General features: G+C 62.2%; 18 protein-coding genes and 1 tRNA gene. 9 read left to right on the plus strand and 10 right to left on the minus strand.

The window, feature by feature from the left end; all coding sequences use genetic code 11:
* Positions 1 to 28: 28 nt before the first annotated feature.
* From LAC81_RS00385 to bchE, 3 genes are all read left to right on the plus strand, one after another.
* Positions 29 to 1,108, plus strand: a complete 1,080-nt coding sequence (locus LAC81_RS00385; protein WP_223726292.1) for a bifunctional transcriptional activator/DNA repair enzyme AdaA — start codon at positions 29 to 31, stop codon at positions 1,106 to 1,108.
* Positions 1,105 to 1,875: an isocitrate lyase/PEP mutase family protein gene (locus LAC81_RS00390; RefSeq protein WP_223726293.1), complete on the plus strand. Its 771-nt coding sequence runs from the start codon at positions 1,105 to 1,107 to the stop codon at positions 1,873 to 1,875. The genes LAC81_RS00385 and LAC81_RS00390 overlap by 4 nt, the downstream gene beginning before the upstream one ends.
* A 149-nt stretch (positions 1,876 to 2,024) precedes the next feature.
* A complete protein-coding gene (gene bchE / locus LAC81_RS00395; protein ID WP_223726294.1) occupies positions 2,025 to 3,554 on the plus strand; it encodes a magnesium-protoporphyrin IX monomethyl ester anaerobic oxidative cyclase in 1,530 nt (509 codons plus the stop codon).
* Between the two features lie 105 nt (positions 3,555 to 3,659).
* Here bchE and argB read toward each other — a convergent pair whose 3' ends face one another.
* Complete coding sequence (gene argB / locus LAC81_RS00400; RefSeq protein WP_065372260.1) at positions 3,660 to 4,547, minus strand: acetylglutamate kinase; 888 nt, start codon at positions 4,545 to 4,547, stop codon at positions 3,660 to 3,662.
* 380 nt (positions 4,548 to 4,927) lie between these two features.
* Between argB and LAC81_RS00405 the strand changes: the two genes are divergently transcribed.
* Together LAC81_RS00405 and msrB are read left to right on the plus strand one after the other, a co-directional pair.
* The gene (locus LAC81_RS00405; protein ID WP_223726295.1) at positions 4,928 to 5,656 is read left to right on the plus strand and encodes an anti-sigma factor; all 729 of its coding nucleotides are present in this window, start codon (positions 4,928 to 4,930) and stop codon (positions 5,654 to 5,656) included.
* A gap of 29 nt (positions 5,657 to 5,685) precedes the next feature.
* A complete protein-coding gene (gene msrB, locus LAC81_RS00410; protein WP_223726296.1) occupies positions 5,686 to 6,186 on the plus strand; it encodes a peptide-methionine (R)-S-oxide reductase MsrB in 501 nt (166 codons plus the stop codon).
* A 43-nt stretch (positions 6,187 to 6,229) separates the two neighbouring features.
* On the opposite strand, the gene LAC81_RS00415 is transcribed toward msrB, so the two are convergent.
* The 6 genes from LAC81_RS00415 to rpmH all read right to left on the minus strand — a co-directional run bounded on the left by LAC81_RS00415 (position 6,230) and on the right by rpmH (position 11,064).
* Positions 6,230 to 6,769 (minus strand): DUF1269 domain-containing protein, encoded by a 540-nt coding sequence (locus tag LAC81_RS00415; protein ID WP_223726297.1) that lies wholly within the window; start codon positions 6,767 to 6,769, stop codon positions 6,230 to 6,232.
* A 160-nt stretch (positions 6,770 to 6,929) separates the two neighbouring features.
* Entirely contained in the window at positions 6,930 to 7,583 is a 654-nt protein-coding gene (yihA, locus tag LAC81_RS00420) for a ribosome biogenesis GTP-binding protein YihA/YsxC (RefSeq protein ID WP_113536770.1), read from the minus strand.
* A gap of 56 nt (positions 7,584 to 7,639) precedes the next feature.
* Positions 7,640 to 8,572, minus strand: a complete 933-nt coding sequence (locus LAC81_RS00425; protein ID WP_223726298.1) for a DMT family transporter — start codon at positions 8,570 to 8,572, stop codon at positions 7,640 to 7,642.
* A gap of 157 nt (positions 8,573 to 8,729) precedes the next feature.
* Entirely contained in the window at positions 8,730 to 10,511 is a 1,782-nt protein-coding gene (yidC, locus tag LAC81_RS00430; protein WP_223726299.1) for a membrane protein insertase YidC, read from the minus strand.
* Positions 10,511 to 10,909 (minus strand): ribonuclease P protein component, encoded by a 399-nt coding sequence (gene rnpA, locus LAC81_RS00435; RefSeq protein ID WP_057248057.1) that lies wholly within the window; start codon positions 10,907 to 10,909, stop codon positions 10,511 to 10,513. Before rnpA ends, yidC begins: the two co-directional genes overlap by 1 nt.
* A gap of 20 nt (positions 10,910 to 10,929) precedes the next feature.
* The gene (rpmH, locus tag LAC81_RS00440) at positions 10,930 to 11,064 is read right to left on the minus strand and encodes a 50S ribosomal protein L34 (protein WP_077962533.1); all 135 of its coding nucleotides are present in this window, start codon (positions 11,062 to 11,064) and stop codon (positions 10,930 to 10,932) included.
* A 401-nt stretch (positions 11,065 to 11,465) separates the two neighbouring features.
* Between rpmH and LAC81_RS00445 the strand changes: the two genes are divergently transcribed.
* The 3 genes from LAC81_RS00445 (at position 11,466) to LAC81_RS00455 (ending at position 15,784) form a co-directional block, all read left to right on the plus strand.
* Positions 11,466 to 13,469 carry a HAMP domain-containing methyl-accepting chemotaxis protein gene (locus tag LAC81_RS00445; protein WP_223726300.1) on the plus strand — a complete coding sequence of 668 codons (2,004 nt, stop codon included), beginning with the start codon at positions 11,466 to 11,468 and terminating at the stop codon, positions 13,467 to 13,469.
* 504 nt (positions 13,470 to 13,973) lie between these two features.
* Complete coding sequence (locus tag LAC81_RS00450; RefSeq protein ID WP_113536576.1) at positions 13,974 to 15,455, plus strand: sensor histidine kinase; 1,482 nt, start codon at positions 13,974 to 13,976, stop codon at positions 15,453 to 15,455.
* Between the two features lie 252 nt (positions 15,456 to 15,707).
* Positions 15,708 to 15,784 (plus strand) — tRNA-Arg (locus LAC81_RS00455).
* A 194-nt stretch (positions 15,785 to 15,978) separates the two neighbouring features.
* On the opposite strand, the gene LAC81_RS00460 is transcribed toward LAC81_RS00455, so the two are convergent.
* Together LAC81_RS00460 and LAC81_RS00465 are read right to left on the minus strand one after the other, a co-directional pair.
* Entirely contained in the window at positions 15,979 to 16,560 is a 582-nt protein-coding gene (locus LAC81_RS00460) for a 2'-5' RNA ligase family protein (protein ID WP_223726301.1), read from the minus strand.
* Positions 16,561 to 16,714: 154 nt separating this feature from the next.
* Positions 16,715 to 18,289, minus strand: a complete 1,575-nt coding sequence (locus tag LAC81_RS00465; protein WP_223726302.1) for an MFS transporter — start codon at positions 18,287 to 18,289, stop codon at positions 16,715 to 16,717.
* A gap of 30 nt (positions 18,290 to 18,319) precedes the next feature.
* Between LAC81_RS00465 and LAC81_RS00470 the strand changes: the two genes are divergently transcribed.
* Positions 18,320 to 19,168 carry a helix-turn-helix transcriptional regulator gene (locus LAC81_RS00470; protein WP_223726303.1) on the plus strand — a complete coding sequence of 283 codons (849 nt, stop codon included), beginning with the start codon at positions 18,320 to 18,322 and terminating at the stop codon, positions 19,166 to 19,168.
* 447 nt (positions 19,169 to 19,615) lie between these two features.
* On the opposite strand, the gene LAC81_RS00475 is transcribed toward LAC81_RS00470, so the two are convergent.
* Positions 19,616 to 20,047 carry a DUF1810 domain-containing protein gene (locus LAC81_RS00475; RefSeq protein ID WP_223726304.1) on the minus strand — a complete coding sequence of 144 codons (432 nt, stop codon included), beginning with the start codon at positions 20,045 to 20,047 and terminating at the stop codon, positions 19,616 to 19,618.
* Between the last annotated feature and the right edge of the window lie 17 nt (positions 20,048 to 20,064).

A 20,064-nucleotide genomic window follows, 5' to 3' on the forward strand; every position in this document is an offset into this window, starting at 1 on the left:
TAAATGCAGGCATGGTAGAACCGCCAGCATGTTGTTCGATCTTCCTTCCGACGAAACGCTTTACGACGCCTTGATTGCGCGAAGCACAGAGTACGAGGGCGCCGCCTTCGTCTGCGTCAAGACGACAGGCGTCTTCTGCCGCCTGTCCTGCCCCGCCCGCAAGCCGAAGCGCGAGAACACGATCTTCGTGGGCTCGATCGGCACCTGCCTGGAGACGGGCTTCCGCCCGTGCCAGCGCTGCCGGCCGTTGGCTTCCATCCGCACCAAGGACTCGCTCGTCGAGGATCTCCTGCGGGCGCTGGAGGCAGCACCGGAACGCCGCTGGAGCGAAGGCGATCTCGTGCGCCGCGGGCTTGATCCTTCGACGGTCCGGCGCGCCTTCAAACGCAGCCTTGGCATCACCTTTCTCGATCTTGCGCGCCATCGCCGCCTGGGACTTGCCGCCCGCCAACTTGCCGATGGCGGCCGGGTGATCGATGCCCAGCTCGAAGCGGGATACCAATCGCCGAGCGGCTTTCGGGCTGCCTTCCAGCGGCTGCTCGGTGACGCGCCGGCGGCGGCCCAGGGAAGGGCCCTGCTTTCCTCCGATTGGATCGAAACGCCGCTCGGACCGATGGTTGCGGTTGCCGATGCGACACACCTCTATTTGCTGGAGTTCCATGAACGCAAGGCGTTGCCGACGGAACTGGAGGCGCTGAAGCGCGCGACGCGCTCGGCTATCGTCCCCGGCCGGACGGCGCCGATCGACCAGATCGAAAGCGAGCTCACGGCCTATTTTGCAGGCGGGACAGGCGGATTCCAGACGCCGCTCGCGCCCGGTGGTACGCCATTTGAGCGCAATGTCTGGGCGAGGCTTGTGAAAATTCCCGTCGGTGGAACGCGTTCCTATGGTGACATTGCCCGCGAGGTCGCTACGATCCAGTCCGCACGTGCCGTGGCCAAGGCCAACGGCTCCAACCGGATTGCCATTGTCATTCCCTGCCACCGTTGCCTAGGTTCGGACGGTTCCCTGACGGGTTACGGCGGTGGGCTTTGGCGGAAACAGTGGCTGCTCCGGCACGAGGCGAAAGCGAAACCTGTCAGCCTGTTCGTGGAGGAAATGCAATGAACCAGAAGGAAAAGGCGCTCGCCTTTGCTGCCCTGCATCGGAAGGGCGATCCAGTGGTGCTCTACAACATCTGGGACGCCGGCAGCGCCAAGGCGGTGGCGGATGCCGGCGCCACGGCGCTTGCCACAGGAAGCTGGTCGGTCGCCGCTGCCCATGGGTTCGGCGATGGCGAGAAGGTGCCGATGACCTGGCTCGCCGATGTCTCGCGGCTGATCGTTGCCTCGACGGAGCTGCCCGTTTCCGTCGATTTCGAAGGCGCCTACTCCGAAGATCCGGCAACCGGCGCTGCCAACGTCTCGCGCATCCTCGACGTCGGCGCCATCGGCATCAACTTCGAGGACCAAGTGGTCGGCAAGGGCGGCGTGTATGCCGTCGAAAAACAGGCGGCGCGCATCCGTGCGATACGCGAAATGGCCGACCGGCGGGGCATCCCGCTCTTCATCAACGCCCGTACCGACCTGTTCCTGCAGGAAGGTGATGAGTCGCGGCACGCTGGCCTTGTCGACGAGGCGATCGCGCGCGGCAAGGCCTTTGCCGAAGCCGGTGCCAACGGCTTCTTCGTGCCGTGGCTGGTTGATGAGGGCCTGATCGCCAAGGTCTGCGCCGCCTCGAACCTGCCGGTCAACATCATGATGCGCCCGGCCGCACCAGACCTGAAGTCGCTCGCCCGAGCCGGGGTCTCGCGCGTCAGTTATGGTCCTGGCCCCTATCGGGCGATGATGGAAAAGCTGAATGCCGCGGCGACGGAGATCTATTCGCATCGCTAGAGCCCAGGGCTGGGCGTGCCGTGCGGAGCATGGCGCGCCATCTTACCGCGAAATCGTACGGTTTCGGCCACAGCCTGGAAGCGAAATTTCCGCAATCTTCAGTTTTATCGTGTCTCTGACTGGGGCCCTTCCGGACATAGAGACACGCTATGAAGATTGTCCTTCTCAATCCACCGCATACGGCGATCGGGAGCCGCATTCCCGACGACCATCTTCCGCCGCTTGGCCTCCTCGCAGTTGGTGGACCGCTGATCGACGACGGCCACGAGGTGCGGCTGATCGATTGTGAGTTCGGGCCGTTGAGCTTTGCCCAAATTCTCGAACGGGTGCTCGCACATCGGCCGGAACTCGTTCTGATCGGTCATTCCGGCTCGACATCCGCGCATCCGACTGCCAGCCGCATCGCCAGAGAGATCAAGGCAGCCATGCCGTCGGTTCGGATTGTCTATGGCGGGGTCTTCCCGACATACCATTGGCGTGACGTCCTGAGTGAAACGGATGTCTTCGATTACATCGTGCGGGGAGAGGGTGAAGAGTCCGTACGGCGGCTCGTTCGTGCCTTGTCCTCCTCAGGATCGTTCAGCGACGTTCCCGGCATTGCCTATCGTGAAGACGACGGCGTGCCTGTTGCCACCAGGCCTGCAGAGGCGATCGCGGACCTCGACGCTTACCGCATCGGTTGGGAATTGATCGATCACCAAGACTACAGCTATTGGGGCGGAAAACGAGCCGTTGTCTTGCAGTTCTCGCGCGGGTGTCCCCATCTTTGCAATTACTGTGGCCAGCGTGGCTTCTGGACACGCTGGCGCCACCGCGCCCCGGTTGCCTTCGCGAAGGAGATCGCGCGCGTTCATCGCGAACAGGGCGTTGAACTGATCAATCTTGCCGACGAAAACCCGACCTCGTCACCCAAGGCTTGGATTGCATTTCTGAACGCGATGATCGCCGAAAACGTACCGGTGCAGATCGTGGGCTCGACACGCGCCGACGATATCGTGCGCGACGCCGATATCTTGCATCTCTACCGCAAAGCCGGCGTCGTCCTTTGGTTGCTCGGTATGGAAAACACTGATGACGCGACCCTGAAGCTGATCAAGAAAGGCGGAACCGTCACCAGCGACAGGCAGGCGCTCGCACTTCTGCGCAAGCACGATATCCTGTCGATGGCGACATGGGTCGTCGGCTTCGAGGAGGAGCGCCTGAGTGATCTTTGGCGAGGCTTCCGGCAACTGCTTTCCTATGATCCGGACCAGATCCAGGCCCTGTATGTGACGCCGCACCGGTGGACGCCGTTCTTCGGCCTGGCGAAGGGCCGGACGGTTATCGAACCCGACATTCGGAAGTGGGATTACAAGCATCAGGTGTTGAAGACGAAGCACCTGCATCCGGTTGTGCTGTTCTGTTGCGTCAAGCTGATCGAGGTTGCGATCCAGGTGCGGCCGAAAGCGTTGACGCGCATCTTCCTTCATCGTGACCGGCAGCAGCGCCACGCCATGCGCTGGTATACCCGCATGGGGCGGAGGGTCTGGTTCCATGAACTCTACGAGTTCATGTTCCGACGCCGCCATCTCGATGCGGGGCCTTCACTTCAGGCATTCTGGGGAGCGCCACAGGAGGCGGAAGAAGAAAGCATGCTGCCGCCGCACAGACGGCGCCCAAATAAAATGGCCGCCGCCTAGAGGAATTCCGGGGAACGGATGCTTCCGCGCCCGGAATGGCATGGTTTGAGCTGCATGGTGCTGGATCACTCCATCGCTCGCTGAAGCGATGGAGTGATCGCGTAATCAGGGCACGATCAGCGTGCCGGCGCCGCGTTCGGTGAAGATTTCGAGCAGCACCGAGTGGGCCGTCTTGCCGTTGAGGATGACGACGCCTTGCACGCCGGCCTTGATCGCGTCGATGCAGGTCTCGACCTTCGGGATCATGCCGCCGGAAATCGTGCCGTCGGCGATCAATGCGCGGGCCTGGGAAACCGAAAGTTCCTTGATCAGGTTGCCCTGCTTGTCGAGAACGCCCGGAACGTCGGTCAGGAACAGGAGGCGCGTGGCGTTGAGTGCACCGGCGATGGCACCGGCGAAGGTGTCGGCGTTGATGTTGTAGGTGTGGCCGTCACGACCAGGCGCCACCGGTGCGATGACCGGGATCATCTCCGAGCGGGCGAGCAGATCGATCAGCGTGCGGTCGACTTCGACGACTTCGCCGACGAAGCCGAGATCGAGCACGCGCTCGATGTTGCTATCCGGATCCTTGATGGTCTTGCGCGCCTTTTCGGCAAAGACCATGTTGCCGTCCTTGCCGCAAAGGCCGATCGCCCATTCGCCCGTCTGGTTGATGAGCGCCACGATCTCCTTGTTGATCGAGCCGGCGAGAACCATCTCGACGATCTCGACCGTCTTTTCGTCGGTGACGCGCAGGCCGCCTTCGAACTTCGATTCGATGCCCATCTTCGTCAGCATCGCGCCAATCTGCGGGCCGCCGCCGTGCACGACGATCGGGTTGACGCCCGACTGCTTCAGAAGCGCGATGTCGCTGGCAAAGGCGCGCCCAAGCTCGCTGTTGCCCATGGCGTGGCCGCCATATTTGACGACAATCGTCTTGTTCTCGTAGCGCTGCATATAGGGCAGGGCCTGGGTGAGCAGGCGTGCCTGGATTTCACTTTCATTGGCGGACATGGCGTACCCTCGAAAAATACCGGCTGCTGTTTAGCGCAAGTTCCGGACCGATGGAATGATCGGCGAGCAAGATAAAGCCGGAATGACAGGGCTGGTGCTCGGCGCATCGTGCCCTACCTTGCCGACAGGTGTAAACCAGCAGGGAACGTGATTGACGAAGCCCGCGATTTGTCTGATCCTGCTGCGGATCCGGAAAAATTGGCGGTTTTCAAGCGCAAGGGGCAGGTGGATCGATGCCTGCATGGAGGAGCTTGAAGGACCGCAACACTGTGTGGCGGAGGTCTTTTTCACCGGGAACCGGAGGAGTCTTCGTCGCCGCTGAACACGATGCGGTCTTGGTTGAGGCGTAGCCTCATGAAGGTACGAGAGCGTAGGGAGCGATGACAGCACCAACCCCAGAGGGCCGGGATTTCCGCCGCGACGAAGTGATCGCCGGGGAATATGTTCTTGGCGTTCTGTCCGCCGATGATCGCCGCAAGGTCGAGGCTCGCCTTGTCTCCGATCGCAACTTTGCCGCCATGGTCGACCGTTGGCAGAGCAACCTGTCTTCCTTCAATGAAGCCTACGAGGTGCTTGCTCCGCCGCCCCGAATGCTTTCCGCCAGCGAGCGGCGGTTTCTTGAACAGTCGCGACCCGCACCAATGGGGCCGCCGCGCGGAGGACTTTGGCGTTCGCTGCCGCTGTGGCGCGGTCTCGCGCTGGCTTCGCTCGCAACGCTGACGGTGATCGGCGCATCCATGGCCGGCCTATTCGACGCGCCGACGACCAAGGCGTCGCTGGTGGCCGAATTATCAGGCAAGGCCAACGGCGCGATCGATCTCGTCGCCCGTTTCGATCGGGTTACGGGTCATCTGAAAGTGACGCCGATCGCTACCGTCCAGCCCGAGCAGAAGTCCCTTGAACTCTGGCTGGTCAACGGCAGCAATCCTGCGATCTCGCTTGGCGTGCTGCCGCAGACGGGTGAGGGCGAAATCGCCGTGCCCTCCCTGTACCAGCAACGAATGTCCGCCGGTTCGGTCTTCGCTGTCAGCGTCGAGGCCTCTGGAGGATCGCCGACCGGGCAGCCGACCGGGCCGTTTATTGCACTCGGCAAGGCGCGAAAGTTCTGATCTCGATCACAGGGGCCGAAGGAGGTTCCATGATCAGCAGGCGTGTGTTCTTGATGGCAGGTACCGCGTTCGCCGCAGCCGCGGCAATCCGCGGCCTTGCTCCTTTTGCCTGGGCGAGCGCGACACAGACCTTCGAGATCGTCAAGACAGATGCGGAGTGGCGGGCGATCCTGACGGACGACCAGTATCGGATCCTGCGGCACGAGGACACGGAGCGCCCCTTCACCAGCGCCCTCAATCACGAAAAGCGCGAGGGTGTCTTTCGATGCGCCGGCTGTGCGCTTCCGCTCTATTCGTCCGAGGCGAAGTATGACAGCGGCACAGGCTGGCCGAGCTTCTGGCAGTCGCTGCCCGGTGCCGTGGCGACGCGAGATGATACGTCCCTGCTCATGACCCGCACGGAGTGCCATTGCCGCCGCTGCGGCGGACACCTGGGCCATATCTTCGACGACGGCCCGCCACCGACCGGCAAGCGCCATTGCATCAATGGCCTGGCGCTTGCCTTCGTACCGGCGGCCAAATCAAGCTAGCCACTGCCGGCTGGAGCGCCTTGCATCCGGTGTTTCCCGGGGCTTAGAACGACCCGGCCGGCGGCGAGGCTGCCGCGGCACCGGAGAGTGCCGCTTGCAGCTTCTGCTCCTGCTCTGGCGAAAGCGACGTCTTCAGGACACGGCCACGCAGGTCCGGGAATTCGGCGAGCACCTTCTCGGGCTGTACCTTGCGCACGAGGATGAACAGCGCCGAGGAATTGTTCGGGATGGTGTTGCCGAGCGATTTTATGAACTCGTCGTCGATGCCGTAGTCGGCCAGCGAGCCGGAGAGAGCGCCGGCACCGGCGCCGAGGGCGCCGCCGATCGCAAAGCCTGCCAGCGGGTTGAGGAAGAGAAGGCCGACGAGCCCGCCCCAGATCGAACCGGAGAGCAGCCCGGACGTCGCGCCGACGGCGGTCAGGTTCAGGCTCTGCTTCAGATGAACCTTGCCTTCCGTGTCGCGCACGACGACGACCGCGTCCTCAAGGTCGATCAGGTATTCCTTCTTCAGCCCGGCAAGCCGGACCAGAACCTTATCGGCTTCCTCGGGGGAATCGAACCCGACAACGATCAAATCGGACATGTCTCTCTCCTATCTCTGGCCACGCCACCGAACTGGACGCAACGCAGAGATAGAGCGGATTGCATGTCGGGGTAGTGACAGAGATCAAAGACTTTGAGGTGATCGGTCTTGTCGGGAGCGAGCAACTCGGGCCGCGCTTCGAACGAAAGTCGGAATTACCCTAGCGCGTGATCGCAGTGTTGATCGCGGCGCGCAAGTCCTCGATGCCGTCGCCCTTTTCCGAAGATGTCGAGAGAACCTCCGGGAAGGCCGCCGGGTGCTTCTTGATCTTCTCGAGCGTCTCGGCGATCAGCCTCGGCACGCCGGCTGCCTTGATCTTGTCGGTCTTGGTCAGGACGATCTGGTAGGAGACAGCCGCCTTGTCGAGCAGTGCGAGCACGTCTTCATCGTTCTTCTTGATGCCGTGGCGGGAGTCGATCAGCACATACACGCGCTTCAGCGTCGAGCGGCCGCGCAGATAATCGAACACCAGCTTGGTCCAGGCGTCGACCTGTTCCTTCGGCGCCTGGGCATAGCCGTAACCGGGCATGTCAACGAGCGCCATAGGTGGCAGGTCGTCGGCCTCGCCGGAATAGCCGTCCGGCACGAAATAGTTGAGTTCCTGCGTGCGGCCCGGCGTGTTCGACGTTCTCGCCAGTCCCTTATGTCCGACCAGAGCGTTGATCAGCGACGACTTGCCGACATTCGAGCGGCCGGCAAAGGCGATCTCCAGCGGGCCCTCGGGCGGAAGGAACTTCATTGCAGGCACGCCGCGAATGAAAATCCACGGCCGGCCGAACAGCGGCTTGTCGTCTTTGGTTCTGGTTTCGGCCATCGGCGGTCGGTCCTTCATCGAGAAAGCTCATGGCTTCCCGGTTTTGGCCGTGGATGTCAAGGCGTCGGCGTGCGGACCGGTCGTGTCGGGATGGTTTGCACCCGCCGGAACTCGTTGAGCAGGTAGGCAAGCAGCGCCAGAAAGATGAAGGCGCCGCCGATGATCGTCCGGCCGCTCGGCACTTCACCGTGGATGATCGCGACCCAGAGCGGACCGAGCACGGTTTCCGCCGTGCCGAGCAGGGCGGCGAGCGCCGAGGGTACAAGCCGGGCTCCGGTGACGAAGAGCGCCATGCCAAGCCCAAGGTTGAAGGCGCCAAAGACGAAGAGCAGGGCGAGCTCGCCTGAGGTCACCGCAAGTCCGGACGATTGGCTTGCCGCAATGGCGCTGGCGGCGAAGCAGCCGAAACACGTAGCCGGCGTCATCCGCACATGCGGATAGCGGCGGGTGATGACGGTCGCCAGCGCGAAGACGATGGGGATGAGCAGCGCCAGCGCATCACCGGCCGGCGAAACACTGCCCGTGAGGCTCTCCGAAACCATGATCGCGACGCCGACGATGACGGCCGTGATCGCGCCCCAGGTGAAGCGCGAGACCCGTTCGCGAAACAGGACCCAGCTCATCAGAGCAGCAAACAGCGGCACGCCGGCGCCAAGCAGCACGACATTGGCGATGGTTGTATAGGAAATGGCGATGATGAAGGAGGTCGAGGCGATGGTGAAGCAGAGCCCGACGGCAATGCCAGGCCAGCCCATGTCCTTGAACAGTGCCAGCGTGCCGCGCGGTCCGTCGCGCACCAGCATGAAGGCCAAAAGAAACAGGCCTGCAAACAGGCAGCGCCAGAAGACGATCGTCCAGCTGTCGGGGATCTCCAGGAAGCGGGCAATGGCCCCTCCGAAACTCCAGAAGAAGGCAGAACCGAAGACAAGCAGGGCGCCAAGCTTCTCGTTGGCAGCGAACGGAGCAGAGGTGGCCGACGGGTCGGTCATGGCAAATTGTCCTGGAGCGGAGGCGCAGTGATTTCAATATCGCCTGATGCCCGTGCTGCGCGCCCGCGTCAACGTCATTGCGTGTCGCGCGATGGCACCGAAACGAAAAAGCCCCGGACCGTGGTCCGGGGCTTTGGGATTGTCGTACCGTCCGGCGTCACTCCGCCGGTTTGGGCTTCTTCGAAAACAGGCTTTTCAGGTTATCGAAGAGTTCGATCTTCACGCCCTGGCGCTTCATGATGATCGACTGCTGGAGCACCGAAAGGGTGTTGTTCCAGGCCCAGTAGATCACGAGGCCGGCCGGGAATGATGCCAGCATGAAGGTGAAGACGACGGGCATCCAGGTGAACAGCATCGCCTGGGTCGGGTCCGGCGGCGTCGGGTTCATGCGCATCTGCACGAACATGGTGACACCCATGATCAGCGGCCAGACGCCGAGATGCAGGAAAGTCGGGCCATCGAACGGCAGCAGGCCGAAGAGGTTGACGATCGTGGTCGGATCCGGCGCCGAAAGGTCGTGGATCCAGCCGAAGAACGGCGCATGGCGCATCTCGATGGTGATGTAGATCACCTTGTAGAGTGCGAAGAACACCGGGATCTGGATGAGGATCGGCCAGCAGCCCGCCAACGGGTTGATCTTCTCTTCCTTGTAGAGCTGCATCATTGCCTGTTGCAGGCCCATGCGGTCGTCGCCGAACTTCTTCTTCAGTTCCTCCATCTTCGGCTGAACCTTCTTCATGTTCGCCATCGATGCGTACTGCTTGTTGGCGAGCGGGAAGAAGAGGCCCTTGACCACGATCGTGGTGATCAGGATCGCGATGCCGAAGTTGCCGAACAGACGGAAGAAGAAATCCATCATTTTGAACATCGGCTTGGTGATGAAGTAGAACCAGCCCCAGTCGATCAGCTTGTCGAAGTTGGGGATCGAATAGGCCACTTCATAATTGTCGACGACGGGGACTTCCTTGGCGCCGGCGAAGATGAGGTTCTTGATCTCGGACGTCTGGCCGGGGGCCACGGTCACGGCGTCGCTCTTGTAGTCGCTCTGATAGCGGGGGCGCCCGTCGGTGAAGTGCGTGAAGCGCGTGTCGTACGGAGTTGCCTGCGGCGGGACGATTGCCGCTGCCCAGTACTTGTCGGTGATGCCGAGCCAGCCGCCGGTCGCCTTGCCGGGTTCGACGGACTTCTCGTCCTCGATCTTGCCGTACTTCAGTTCCTGCAGGCCATGTTCGCCGAGCACGCCGATGAAGCCTTCATGCAGCACGTAGACGCTCGGCGTCGTCGGCTTGTTGAAGCGGGTCACGCGACCATAGGACGAAAGCGCGAGCGGCTCGGCTGTGTCGTTCTTGATGCTGTCGACCACCTGGAACATGTAGTGGTCGTCGACCGAGACCGTACGGGTAAAGGTGACGCCCTTCTCGTTGGTGAAGGTCAGCGTTACCGGGGTCGCTGCGGTCAGCTTGTCGCCGCCCGAAAGCGTCCAGACGGTCTGCGGGCCCGGCACGCTGCCGGTCGCATCGCTGCCGACATAACCGAGTTCGGCGAAGTAGCCGTCGGTCGTCTCGGCAGGGCTGAAGAGCGTGATGACCGGGCTCTGCGGATTGACCGTTTCGCGGTATTCCTTGAGCTTCAGGTCGTCGAAGCGGGCGCCGGTCAGGTTGATGGAACCGGACAGGGCCGGCGTGTCGATCGCAACGCGGGCCGACTTCGCAATCGCCTGGTCGCGGTTTTCACCAGCGCCCGGGATAGCGCCGCCGCCCGGCAGGGTCTGGCCCGGCGTCGCCGGAGTCGGAGTTGCCGACTGCGCCTGTTGCGCCTGCAGGGCTTCCGCGGCGATGCGTTCCTTTTCCATCTTCGGATTGACGTAAAGGAACTGCCAGGCAATGAGGATCAGCACGGACAGGCCAATCGCCACGAAATAGTTGCGGTTTTTTTCCATCATGGTTTCCTGGAACCGGCCGGCGGCCGCTTCTGTTTCGGCTTGTTTTCGATGCGCTCGCCAAGCCCCCGGGTCAAGGCGTCGAAGGGGGCATTCAGGAGATCGCGTCGCGCGACAATCACATAGTCGTGTCCGGGTTTCATTGCAAACCCGGCGGAAAGCCGCACCGCCTCTTTCAGGCGTCGGCGCATCCGGTTTCGCTCGACGGCATTGCCGTGTTTCTTGGTAACGGTGAAGCCGACGCGGGCTTCGCCTTCCGGATCATTGCGGTCGAGCACCTCGAGGAGAAACAGCGGGCCTCTACGGCTTTCTCCTGCCCGAACGGCCAAAAACTGCGGACGGCTTTTCAGCCGCCCGACAGTCGTTTTGTCTTTATCTGACGTCATGTGCCCGGACACTGGTTTCGGGCAACTTCGGCTTAAGCCGAAAGACGCTTGCGGCCACGAGCCCGGCGGGCTGCGAGGACCTTCTGGCCACCCTTGGTAGCCATACGCGAACGGAAGCCGTGACGACGCTTGCGAACAAGCTTGGACGGTTGGTAGGTACGCTTCATTTATTTAATACCGCGGTGTGCGGCCCTTCTTGGGTTTGCGTGTAGCAAGGAGCGTTTACGTTACCGGACACGGCTCCGCCTTGCGGGCAGGAGAGCTTGACCGGACGTGCGCGGCTTATAAGAGGAAATTTCCCGGAAAGTCAATTGCGGCCGGCGATTCAGTGATGGCAGGCCCACAAAAGTGACCGACCCTCCCCGAGAGAGGCCCGGACAGACGCGCAAAAAAGAAAAGGTGGGCATCTAGCCGAGATTGGTAAACAGAACTCTAACCGGCGCTCCCCAGAATGCCGGCTGGCGGCGACGAGCTTTATTAACCACGGCTATTTTAGGGTCGCCCCGGTGCAATGGGGTGGCGGCGTGTCCGATAATCGGACAGGTCTCGCGGCCTTGTGGAGGTCGGGATGAAAATACGCGGTAAGATCAATCTAATCGTCGGCATTATGAGTGTGCTGGCGGTAGCGGTGACCGGCATGTCGCTGGTCGCCGTCAGCAAATACAACGAGAAATTCCACCAGTACGAGAATGTCGCGGCGCGCGCCTTCAACGCGGAACGCCTCAACCGTCTGGTGACCGCAGTCGTCATGGAATCGCGTGGTGTCTACGCCGCCCCGACCATCGAGAAAGCCAAGCCGTTCGCCGAGGGCATTCGCAAGAACCTCGACAAGATCGACACGCTGCTTGCCGAGTGGCGGCCGCTGATCCCCGCCGAATCGAAGGCGTCTTTCGATACGCTCGTCGCTCGCGCCGCGGAGTTCAGGACCTTCCGCGTCGAGACGGCGCGGCTTGGCGAAGAAGTTTCGCCGCAGGCCGCCAACGAGCAGGGCAATACCGACGCCAATCGCGCCAACCGCAAGGCTTTCCAGGAGCAGATCGACGGCGTCGTCGACATCAACCTGAAGACGCTTGAAGTCGTTACGGCTGACACCGCCACCTTCGAGCGTAGCGTGATCATCACCATTCTCGCCATCGCCGGCCTTGGCCTCATCGCCGGCATTGGAGCCGCATTCTACATCGCGACCAACCATTTGAGCCGTCCGATCCTTGAATTGACCGGCAAGATGAAGCAGTTGGCCGGCGGCGATCTCACCGCGGACGTGCCTTTTGTCGGCCGCAAGGACGAGATCGGCGAAATGGCAGAAGCCGTCGAGGTCTTCAAGCAGAACGGCCTTGCCGTCCGCGACCTCAACGCGCAGGAAGCGGTGCTGCGTGAAAAGAGCGCCGACCTCCAGTCGAGCATCGGTGTCGTCGTGGCGGCTGCGGCCGCCGGCGATTTCACCAAGCGTATCGGCAAGAACTATGAGAACGAAGATCTCAACCGGTTCGCCGCCAGCGTCAACGAACTGGTCGGCAGCGTCGATGCCGGTATCGCCGAGACCCGTCGCGTGATCGCGAGCCTGGCCGGTGGTGACCTGACCCAGAGCATGAACGGTCACTACCAGGGCGCCTTCGCCGAGCTGCAGAAGAACGTCAACGAGACGCTCTCGACCCTGCAGAAGACTCTGCGCGAGGTCCGTGTGACGACGGACTCGATCAACGGAAATTCGTCCGAGTTGCGTTCGGCCGCCGACGATCTGTCGAAGCGCACCGAGCAGCAGGCTGCAGCGCTGGAGGAAACTTCGGCCGCACTCGACCAGATCACAGTCGCGGTCAAGAGCTCGACCGAGCGGGCGCAGGAAGCGACCGTCATGGTCAACGAGGCCAAACACAGTGCGGCGCAATCTGCGGCCGTCGTGCGCAATGCCGTCGATGCCATGGGCCGCATTGAGCAGGCCTCGAGCGAGATCGGCCAGATCACCAACGTGATCGACGAAATCGCCTTCCAGACCAACCTGCTGGCGCTGAATGCCGGCGTCGAGGCGGCACGTGCCGGTGATGCGGGCAAGGGTTTTGCCGTCGTCGCCCAGGAAGTGCGCGAGCTGGCGCAGCGTGCGGCAAGTGCTGCCAAGGACATCAAGTCGCTGATCTCGAAGTCGGGCAGCGAAGTGGCGACCGGCGTCCGGCTGGTGCAGGAAACCGGTTCGGCCCTCGGTGAGATCGAGGACCGCGTCTTGAAGATCAACGATCATATCCACTCGATCGCCACGGCGGCGCGCGAGCAGTCGACGGGTCTTAGCGAAGTGAGCACCGCGGTCAACCAGATGGACCAGGTGACCCAGCAGAACGCGGCGATGGTGGAAGAGGCGAATGCCGCCACCCACAAGCTCTCTGCAGAAGCCAACAACCTTGCCAACCTGATTGCCTACTTCAAGGTGGACAATATCGCGGCAAGACCGGTGGTCGTGGCGCGTGAAACCACCCGCCCGGTCGAATCGCCGGCCCGTCGGATGATGGGCAACGTCGCCCGCGCCTTTGGCGGCGGCGGTTCCGCTGCGGCGGTCGCGAAGGACGACTGGCAGGAGTTCTGATCGGCGGCTCGTTCCGCGACGGCATGTTTCCTTGGGTCGTTGCCGACCAAGGGTAAAAGCATGCAGCACTTGAAAGCATGTTTCCCTGAGCCCGCGGCGTCGTCATGGTGCCGCGGGCGTTGTTTTTGGCGGCCTCGAATGTCGGCTGCGGCTGTCGTCACCGCCGGCGCGCGCCGATCCCCGCAGGATTGCCAAATTGTTCCCTGGGTGACTTACACCGATCCGGATTCTGTGCAGGTAGATCCCGAGCGAGGCGGCATTGCGTCGAGGATTTTGCCTTGGTGATGCGAGGGGAGAGAGATGATCGGGATGTGGTTCTCAGCGATTGCCAATGGCGCGACCCCGAAAGACGTCCGCGCCTATGTCGCACTCGGGCGGCTCCCTCCGAGATTGGAAAACAATTCGGCATCTCCTATTATGCGCCCTTCACACGAAGCCCGTTGGCTCGGGCGCTTGTGTAGGGACTCGGGCGTTTTGATCGACGGGCAGGGAAGTTTGTAAGGCATGGCGGAAGAGACGCGTCCGGCAACGGCAAGCGAGCCACTGAAGACGAGCGCGGGGTTCTTCCGGGGCCTTTCCGGCAAGCTGCTCCTGTTGACCATCGTCTTCGTCATGCTCGCGGAAGTGCTGATCTTTGCGCCGTCCGTGGCGACCATGCGCATTCGCTGGCTTGAGGATCGGCTGAACACGGCCGCTGCCGCTGCCGTCGTCGTCGACGGCCTGCAGAATGTCGAGTTGCCGCGCAGCGTCCAGAAGGACACGCTGATGGCGACCGGCACCAAGGCGATCGTTATCCGCCGCAAGGACGCGTCGCGCATGATCGCGCTCACCGACATGCCGCTCGAGATCAAGGGCGAGTACGACGTCGCCAATGCCACCGCCATTGGCGCCATCCGCGATGCCTTCGATACCCTGCTCTTTGGCGGCGATCGCGTGATCCGCGTCTATGGACCGCTCGGGGAAAGCGATGCGACGATCGAGCTCCTGATGAAGGATGCGAGCCTGCGCAAGGCGATGCTCGTCTATTCGCGCAACGTATTTGCCCTGTCGCTTGTCATTTCGCTGATTACCGCGGCGCTGATCTTTCTCGCCATCAACCGCATGCTGATCACGCCCATTCGGCGCATGACGGCAAGCATGCAGGAGTTTTCCGACGACCCGGCCGATCCGGCTCGGGTGCTGGTGCCGCCGGAGGGGCGCGACGAACTTGCCGTCGCCGGCCAGCATCTCGCCAGCATGCAGCGCGAACTGCAGAAGACGCTGAAGCAGCAGAAGAGCCTTGCCGAACTTGGCCTTGCGGTGTCGAAGATCAACCACGACATGCGCAACATCCTGTCGTCGGCACAGCTGATCTCCGACCGTCTGGCCGACGTGGACGACCCGGTAGTCAAGCGCTTCGCTCCGACCCTGCTGCGTACCATCGACCGGGCGGTCGGGTATACGCGCGAGGTCCTCTCCTATGGCCGTACCACCGAGGCCGAGCCGCACCGCCGCTTCGTGGCATTGAAGCCGCTCGTTTCCGATGTCGCCGAACTGCTGGCGATCGACCCCCAGGCGGGCATCGATTTCCAGATCCAGATGCAGGACGACATCGAGGTCGATGCGGACAGCGAGCAACTGTTCCGGGTTGTGCACAATATCTGCCGCAATGCCGTCCAGGCCCTGACCAATCACGAGCCGGAGGACGGCCGCCCTCGGCTGCTTACGGTGTCGGCCATGCGCATCGGCAGCGTCGTCACCATCTCCGTCGACGATACCGGCCCCGGCATGCCGCCCAAGGCGCGGGAAAACCTGTTCGCCGCCTTCCGCGGTTCGGCCCGTTCCGGGGGCACGGGCCTTGGCCTTGCGATCGCCCGCGAACTGGTGCTTGCCCATGGCGGCACGATCGCCCTTGTCGAAAAGCCGACCCCCGGCACGCTTTTCCGCATCGAACTCCCTGACCGGCCCGTGCCTCTCGACGCGTTCCGCTCGAAGTTTCGCCAGTAGCGGACGGGAAGTCCGACCTTTGAAGCGGGCAGCCGCTAGCGCCGCCGCAGCCGCCAAATTTTTTCTGAAGACGCTTCCACTGCGCAACGCCCTGCTTTTCAGGGCGTTGCTGCACCGCCGTCGTCGCGACTGTCCACAGTCAGCCGGGCCATCGTCGTAAAAATGAAATTTTTTCCAGAACGGCGCTTGCAATCCCCGAAAGGACCCTTTAGAGAACCGCTCACGCAAGCGGTTTGACCGCTGCAGGCGAAAGCACCCGTAGCTCAGCTGGATAGAGCACCAGACTACGAATCTGGGGGTCAGGAGTTCGAATCTCTTCGGGTGCGCCATTCTTCTTCAAGCCTCAAGTCGAGGCTGACTATTCCCTAGAAGACCTGAAATAAAAGCCGCGAATTGCGGCTGCTTCTTCGATTAAGTTCAATGAACGATAGCTGTCGATGCTGACTCCTATTCGAGTCTTCTCGGTTGTATTCTTTGCGCGTCGCAAAGCGCCCTTGGCGGCGAGTGTTAGCTGATCTTCCTGCTAAGCCCGCAATTTGCATTCCCGCCTGACAACAACGGGTGGAAACCGAACGAGGTCTGCGACCTCGAAGTCCACCGATACAGCAAGACGTTTCTGTTGCGCCCATTCCATCGCCTGCTGACGCCGAGATGAGGGAATTTTTGTCGCTAGGCTACAGTGCGGCACCCATTGCCCTACGCGGTAATGTTCATGACAAGCGCCGGGATCCAGGTGCCGATGCAAGCTTGCATGCAGGTTGAGGAGCGCGTCGATGTGGTTTGGCCGTGCCCAGAGAACTAGGTATTCGTTTTCGAAGTAACCCACGCTTTCGAAAGAAATGGACAGCGGTGACTGACCCGCGAAAACCTCTTTGAATATCTCGCTCGCGTTCTCTGGCTCCTTGTCAAGAACGGCGAGCGTGAGGTGTGGAGGGTACCGCAATCCCGACATCGAGGCGGCTTCTTCGAACCCGCTTGCCTCATCCCACAGCGCCATGATCGGGGATGCGGTCGCGTTGATACATTTGATGCTGATCGCAAAAGGCATTGCATCACCAAATTCGTTCCAGGCATGGACCTTGGACTGAAGTCCCGCCGCTGTCATCTCGAAAGCTCTGGCTGTTTTCCCGGGGCGGCCGTTCGTACGTCCGGCCGCAGGCTGCTATATCGCCTTGCGGCTTGTGGTGGTTGGTATTCCAAAGTTGTGTGGCTGCGCGGGTGCGAAGCCGAATCGCCATGGCGCGGCCCGCGATCTCGCCTCACTCGGATGATGGCTCGAGTTTCTTGATATGACGCAGCGCCAGGGCCGAAAGGACCGCAAGCATGGTCACGGCGATGGCGCTGAGGACGGCCGCGGTGTTGAAGCCCGCCACAAAGGCGGCCCGGGCATCCTCGATGAGGACTGCCGGCACTTCCGCTCGCACTGCCAGGGCGCCCCACAGGCTATCGCTGACGGCCTCATGGGCTGCCGGGCCGAGGTTGTCCGGGGCGCTGCGCGCAATCCAATGGCGATAGATGGCAGTCGAGATGCTGCCGAGGATGGCGATGCCGAGTGAAATGCCGAGATCCTGCACGGTTTCCGTCATCGCCGAGGCGGAGCCCGCCTTCTCCGGCGGTGCGGAGCCGACGACGAGGTCGGTGCCGAGCGCGGCAATGGTGCCGTTGCCGAAATAGGCAAGTGTGAGCCCGGAAACGGCCAAGGCGACACCAGACGACGTGTCACCGCAAATGATTGCCATCAGCAGGTAGCCGGCCGCGGAGAGGGCGAGCGAGGCGGCGACCACATGACCCGGCCGGAAATGACGGGCGACCAGCGGTGCCGCAACCCCGCCCGCGATCATGCCCAAGGCTGCGAGCCCCATCCACAGCCCCGCGCCGAATGGCGCGTATCCCGCCACAAGCTGGAGATATTGCGCGACGAGCAGCATGGCGCCGCCGACGGCGACAAGTCCGACCAGGAGGATGATCAGGGCCACGCAAAGGGTTTTGCTGGAAAACAGCGTCATATCAAGCAGCGGATCGCTCAACCGCCGTTGCCGGCGGATGAACAGGATCGCGACGGCGAGCCCGACCGCAATGGCGGTCAGCGCGTCGGTCGCGAAGCCGTATTTGGCGATCTGTTTGATGCCGTAGATCACCGGTAGCATGGTGGCGAGCGACAGGGCGAGGCTCGGAAGGTCGAGCTTCTCGCTATTGGCGGCGCGATGCTCCGGCAGGAGGAACGGGCCGAGGATCAGCAAGAGCAGGACGATCGGGAGGGCAATGAGAAACGCCGCACCCCACCAGAAAAGCTCCAGCAGGAAGCCGCCGACAACCGGCCCCAGTGCATAGCCGACGCCGAACATGGTGGCCCATACGCCGAAACCAAGCGCACGCTGCCGGGGATCCCTGAAGATATTGCTGATGAGCGCGAGCGTCGAGGGCATGAGTGTTGCCGCCGACACGCCGAGCGCTGCCCGGGCAGCGATCAGCATGACGGCGCCGCTCGAAAAGGCAGCAAAGATCGAGGCGACAGCGAAGGCCGCTGCCCCGACCATCAACAGCCTGCGCCGACCGATGCGGTCGCCGAGCGTACCCATGGTGATGAGGAAGCCGGCGATCATGAAGCCATAGGCATCCATGATCCAGAGCGCCTCTGTACTGGAGGGGCGCAGGTCTGCCGCCAGCGCCGGAAGCGCGAGGTGCAGAAGCGTCAGGTCGAGCCCGAGCAGCGCAGTGGGCAGGGAAAGCAGTGCCAGTCCCGACCATTCACGTAGGCCCGCCCTGTTCACGTCAGGCCGCGTGCCGCTCGTGGCAGTCTGGCGTTCGGGTAGATCGATATTGCTCTCGGACATCATCACCTCCTTGTAGGAGGGAGACAATTGATGCACGATCTGAACTGTTACAATATTGCTTATTATCCTGTTACTGAGGGCAATATCTTGTCTGGCCGAACCCTTGCACGTACGCGAAGCGATCTCTCCGACTTCCTGGTCCGGCACAGGGCAAAGCTCACGCCGAGCGACGTCGGCCTTCCTATAACCGGCGGCCGCCGAACACCGGGATTGCGGCGCGAGGAGGTGGCGCAGCTCGCCGGTGTCGGGCTCACCTGGTACGTCTGGTTTGAGCAGGGCCGCGACATTCATGTCTCGGAGAGCTTCCTCCTCAAGGTCTCGAAAGCGCTGAGGCTGGATGACGCGGAGTGCAGCCGCCTTTTCCTGCTTGCCCATGGCCGTCCGCCGCCACCCGAGGCCTACCAATGGCCCTCCGTTGGTCCGCGGATCCAGCAGCTGCTGGACGATCTGGTCGCGCGTCCCGCCTATGTGCTCAACCTGCGCTGGGATGTGATTGCGTGGAACCGAGCGGCCGACGGCCTGTTCGGCTTTTCAAGCCGCGACATAGGCGATCGCAACGTCATGCGGCTGGTTTTCGCCGATCCCGACATGCGCCATCGGCTGCCCGCATGGCAGGAGGATGCGCCGAGATTGCTTGCCCAGTTCCGTGCCGACCTGGCCACCGCCCGGGATGATCCCGCCATGCTCACCTTGATCGACGAACTCAAGTCGCTCTCCCATGTGTTTCGTCAGTGGATGGAGCAGCCCGGCATGGATCGCTACGGCCGCGGCCTCGGCTCCGTCCTGGATGCACAAGGTGCGCGCCAGGACTTCGCGCATGAGACGCTGCTCGTCGACGAACACCGTCATTTGCGGATGATCGTCTACTTCGAACGCTAGAAGGCTTGGTCGGATGATAGACGTCGATCTTTCCGGCGGAGCCGAGGCTCCGCGCCGGCAGGCACGAAAGGCAATTGTTCAATGCCACGAAGTGGTTAGGTGACAAGGAATATGTATAGCATAATTTATAGAGGTCGTGGAGGCGTCGAACCCGTCTCGGAGCCGTTGGAAGAGGGAGTCCCGGATCACAAAAAGGCGGGAGCGCCTTCACGAACTTTTGACGCCTGTATCTGAAAATCGGCCCAATGAATTCCTATATTCAGGGTGGTACCGCGGCCACTAAAGGAAAGGAGGTGCCGGATGTATCGCTACATGATGAAAGAACTGCTGGTGATCGTTGCTGGCCTTTCGATCTGTGCCTTCACGATCTTGTTCTTCCTGGTCAATTCGACGCCCAATCTCTAACGGCCGCCAGACGGCGTTCCGCCAGCGCCAAGGCGCTCGACATCACTGCCGATGCGCCAGTATGTCCAGAGTGCGCCGATCTCTCTCTCCCTCGAAGTAAATTCCTAGCGCCTGCTCGAACAGGCGCCCGGCTTCGTCGACCTCGGCAAACAAGGTCATCGACGAGCGGAATTTCATGTCGTCGGGGCTTGCGAAGATGTCGTGCGCCGACTTCCCTGAAACCGAATTGACGAGCTCCGTGCATTGCCGAAGCCGTGGCCCCAGAAGCGGATGGGCGAGATAGGCCCGCGCTTCGTCAAGTCCGGTGATTGCGTAGCGCTGTGCCATCGGCGAGTGGCCGAGGCCGGCAATCTGCGGGAAGACGAACCACATCCAGTGCGTCCGTTTGCTGCCGCGGCCGAGCTCGTCCAGAACCGCGACATAGACGCGGTCCTGGGCTTCGACGAAACGTTGCAGCTCGAAGGGATCCGTCATGGCTGCGCCTCCCTTGG

The sequence above is a fragment of the Ensifer adhaerens genome, assembly GCF_020035535.1.
Classification (GTDB): Bacteria; Pseudomonadota; Alphaproteobacteria; order Rhizobiales; family Rhizobiaceae; genus Ensifer.

Excerpts from the sequence above, each read along its gene's own strand:
- LAC81_RS00465 (WP_223726302.1), bottom strand. The coding sequence starts at position 18,289 with ATGTCCGAGAGCAATATCGATCTACCCGAACGCCAGACTGCCACGAGC.
- LAC81_RS00475 (WP_223726304.1), bottom strand. The coding sequence starts at position 20,047 with ATGACGGATCCCTTCGAGCTGCAACGTTTCGTCGAAGCCCAGGACCGC.
- LAC81_RS00385 (WP_223726292.1), top strand. The coding sequence starts at position 29 with ATGTTGTTCGATCTTCCTTCCGACGAAACGCTTTACGACGCCTTGATT.
- LAC81_RS00445 (WP_223726300.1), top strand. The coding sequence starts at position 11,466 with ATGAAAATACGCGGTAAGATCAATCTAATCGTCGGCATTATGAGTGTG.
- LAC81_RS00460 (WP_223726301.1), bottom strand. The coding sequence starts at position 16,560 with ATGACAGCGGCGGGACTTCAGTCCAAGGTCCATGCCTGGAACGAATTT.
- yihA (WP_113536770.1), bottom strand. The coding sequence starts at position 7,583 with ATGGCCGAAACCAGAACCAAAGACGACAAGCCGCTGTTCGGCCGGCCG.
- rpmH (WP_077962533.1), bottom strand. The coding sequence starts at position 11,064 with ATGAAGCGTACCTACCAACCGTCCAAGCTTGTTCGCAAGCGTCGTCAC.
- yidC (WP_223726299.1), bottom strand. The coding sequence starts at position 10,511 with ATGGAAAAAAACCGCAACTATTTCGTGGCGATTGGCCTGTCCGTGCTG.
- LAC81_RS00405 (WP_223726295.1), top strand. The coding sequence starts at position 4,928 with ATGACAGCACCAACCCCAGAGGGCCGGGATTTCCGCCGCGACGAAGTG.
- LAC81_RS00390 (WP_223726293.1), top strand. The coding sequence starts at position 1,105 with ATGAACCAGAAGGAAAAGGCGCTCGCCTTTGCTGCCCTGCATCGGAAG.
- msrB (WP_223726296.1), top strand. The coding sequence starts at position 5,686 with ATGATCAGCAGGCGTGTGTTCTTGATGGCAGGTACCGCGTTCGCCGCA.
- LAC81_RS00450 (WP_113536576.1), top strand. The coding sequence starts at position 13,974 with ATGGCGGAAGAGACGCGTCCGGCAACGGCAAGCGAGCCACTGAAGACG.
- argB (WP_065372260.1), bottom strand. The coding sequence starts at position 4,547 with ATGTCCGCCAATGAAAGTGAAATCCAGGCACGCCTGCTCACCCAGGCC.
- bchE (WP_223726294.1), top strand. The coding sequence starts at position 2,025 with ATGAAGATTGTCCTTCTCAATCCACCGCATACGGCGATCGGGAGCCGC.
- LAC81_RS00415 (WP_223726297.1), bottom strand. The coding sequence starts at position 6,769 with ATGTCCGATTTGATCGTTGTCGGGTTCGATTCCCCCGAGGAAGCCGAT.
- LAC81_RS00425 (WP_223726298.1), bottom strand. The coding sequence starts at position 8,572 with ATGACCGACCCGTCGGCCACCTCTGCTCCGTTCGCTGCCAACGAGAAG.
- LAC81_RS00470 (WP_223726303.1), top strand. The coding sequence starts at position 18,320 with ATGCACGATCTGAACTGTTACAATATTGCTTATTATCCTGTTACTGAG.